Annotated in this window: 2 pseudogenes; both read right to left on the reverse strand. The window is 37.2% G+C overall.

Annotated features, from left to right (window positions below):
- Positions 1–14: 14 nt before the first annotated feature.
- A pseudogene (locus tag FFM78_RS13645) lies at positions 15–890 on the reverse strand (IS3 family transposase); the annotation flags it as partial.
- Positions 884–1,184: pseudogene (locus FFM78_RS14070) on the reverse strand (helix-turn-helix domain-containing protein); the annotation flags it as partial. The pseudogenes FFM78_RS13645 and FFM78_RS14070, both read right to left, overlap by 7 nt.

Here is a 1,184-nt window from a genome sequence, read left to right on the forward strand (position 1 = left end):
AATTGGAGTAAATTTTAAGCAACTAACTGGTCGGAAAGATTTCGGTATTGAACCGGAGTTTTTCCGGCCAGTTTTGTTCTAATTCTTTTATTATTATAGTAATTCACATATTCAGTTACTGCCTGCTGTAGCTCACCATAAGTCGAATAATGGTTATTATGCACGGTACCGACCTTAAATATATGGAAAACACTTTCCATAACAGCATTGTCGAGACATGTGGCCTTACGGCTCATGCTTTGTTTAACCTTATTCTTCTTTAGACGGCTAACAAATTCATAATTTTGGTATTGGAATCCTTGGTCCGAATGAACAAACATTCTATACGGTAAAGCGGGCCTTGAGGCAATTAATTCATCTAAGGCTGAGGTGACAAACTCAACATTAGGACTTAAAGATAGGTTCCATGAAAGGATTTCGTTTGAAAATAGATCTACAAACGCAGTGAAATAAGCACGCTCATTTGTGGTTTGTTCACCCCATCTAAGTTCAGTCACATCAGTAACAATCTTTTGATATGGTCGATCAGTGTCAAATCTACGATTTAGTTCATTTTTGGCAACAGTTCCGACAGTGCCATGATATGAATTATATTTGCGCGTTCTTTTATCAAATGCATGGCATAGCAGGTTATTCTCATGCATTATTCTGAGTACGAGCTTATGGTTCACAATAAGGCCACGTTTGTGCAATTCTTGAGTAATAGGTCGATAGCCGTAGTCAGGAAAATTATCCCTTATGTCTCTAATTTCATCTAATAATGATTGCGAGTAGCGCACACGATATTTACGTTTTAAAGCATCATGATAGCTACTGCTGGACATTTCTACAACTTGTAAAATAAATGTCAGTGTTTCGTTAAGTTCTTGCCTCAATTCAGAAATTATTTGTGCTTTTTGTTGGTTTTTGACTGCGGTTTTTTCTGCATTAAGGCCTGCACTTTTTCCAAGTAGGCTAACCTCACACGTAAAATTCTGTTTTCTTCAGATAACTCAGCTTTAGATTTATCTTTATCTTCTTTTCTAATGTCACTGTACCGCTTTCGTTTGGATTGAAGGCGACCTTCCATTAGCGCCCGTTCCCACTGCCAGATTATTGAAGGGTGTTTAATTTTAAACCGCTTCGCAGTAGCAGGGTACGATGCTTTATTGATTAATCGCCAATTAATAACCTTTATTTTAAAT

It is taken from the genome of Loigolactobacillus binensis (assembly GCF_005405165.1).
In the GTDB taxonomy this organism is placed as follows: Bacteria; Bacillota; Bacilli; order Lactobacillales; family Lactobacillaceae; genus Loigolactobacillus; species Loigolactobacillus binensis.